The sequence below is a fragment of the Nocardia sp. NPDC050435 genome (assembly GCF_040655395.1).
In the GTDB taxonomy this organism is placed as follows: Bacteria; Actinomycetota; Actinomycetes; order Mycobacteriales; family Mycobacteriaceae; genus Nocardia.
In genome coordinates, this window is sequence record NZ_JBFAJW010000028.1 from 1 (window position 1) to 1,437 (window position 1,437).

Genomic DNA, 1,437 nt, shown 5'->3' on the forward strand with positions numbered 1-1,437 from the left:
GAGTCGACGGCGGGTTCGGGCGCGCCGGGCAGGTCGGGGTGCGCGGCGAGGAAGCCGTCGATGACCCCGCGCAGCCAGCGCGGCGCGCGGCGACGCGCCTCGGCCAGCAGCGCGCGCGTGGCGGCCGGGTAGTGCTCGGCGTAGAACAAGCAGTAGGTGCTGGCCAGGGTGATGCCGGTGATCCGGCCCGCCAGCGGTGGCAGCCCGGGGCGGTTGGCGTCGCGGCAGCAGTCGCAGAGTCCGTCGTCGCTGCGCACCTGTCCGTTATGGCGGTGGACGCGAGACCGGTCGGCGGTGGGGCGTTCGATGAAGCAGGACACGCACCGCCACCCGGTGACCTCGATCGTCGCGCCGTCGAAGTCCTCGAGCGGGTTGCCCGCGAACGGTGTCTGCTCATGCCGCCGGTCGGCCGACCCGGTGAGCTGGGTGCGGGCCTCGGCCCAGTCAAGGGCGTCCTCGGTCGGCAGAGCCTCGCCTCCGGCGAGCGCGCGGTCGTGGTTGTGCTGGTCGGCGACGTAGGCGCAGTAGAGGTGTTCCCAGCGCTGGCGCGCGAGTTCGGCGGGCAGCGGCGGCAACTCGCCCGGATACCGCGGGATCCAGCCCTTGCGGGCGCTGGTCTCGCTGATCAGCCCACGCTCGATCAGCTCGGCCACGCGCTCGCGCGCCTTGGCTTCCTCGCGCGCCTGGGTGTCGACGAACAACGCGTCGGTGATGTAGTTCGACACCCGGGACGGCTCGACCACGGCGGGGCGGCGGTTACCGCGCGCGGCCAGGCGGGCGCGGATCTGCTCGGGCCGCATCCGGGCACGGTCGATACGGCGGGTCGGCGCGAGCGCGTAGCGCGGGCGCGGGTTACGCCAGCTGCGGATCGATTGGCGCGGCATCTCGGTGACAGCCAGGCTGGCGTGCAGTTTGGCGTACTCGTCCTCGACGGTGGTGCCGTTGCGGCGCGCGCGGGACTCGGCGAGGAACACCGTATCGAAGCGATCGCGTTGGTAGAGGCCGGGATCGCTGTCGGGCACCAGCGCCAGCAACCGCGCCTTGGCCACCTTGTCACCGAGACGGTCGGCTTCGCGCCAGCGTGCCTCCAAGCAGCGCAGCACCGACTCGCGCGGATACAACGTAAACAGCTCGACGAGTTCGTCGAGGAAGGCGCGGTCCTCGTCGGTGGCCAGGGCCATGGCGTCGGGGAACAACTCGACGGCGGTGCGGCGGTCGAGGGTGAACATCTCGTGCAGGTCGTCGATGGCGGAGAGGAAGGATCGGGTGTCGGACACGGTGAAGCTCCTGTCTGTGAAGAGAGCTGTGCCTGCGGCACCCGGGCGGGCTGGAAGCCGATGCTTTTCTCCAGACGCGGGGTGCCGGGCTGGGGTGGGCCCAGCCGAGGGCGACCCGGCCAGGACAGCGCCCGACACGACGGCGGGAACGCGCCGAAGC

1 protein-coding gene is annotated in these 1,437 nt (G+C 72.0%); it reads right to left on the bottom strand.

Features of this window, described 5'->3' with window-relative positions; all coding sequences use genetic code 11:
* A partial coding sequence (locus AB0I43_RS40700; protein ID WP_357434277.1) for a hypothetical protein occupies window positions 1-1,277 on the bottom strand: 1,277 nt, incomplete at its 3' end.
* Window positions 1,278-1,437: the final 160 nt, after the last annotated feature.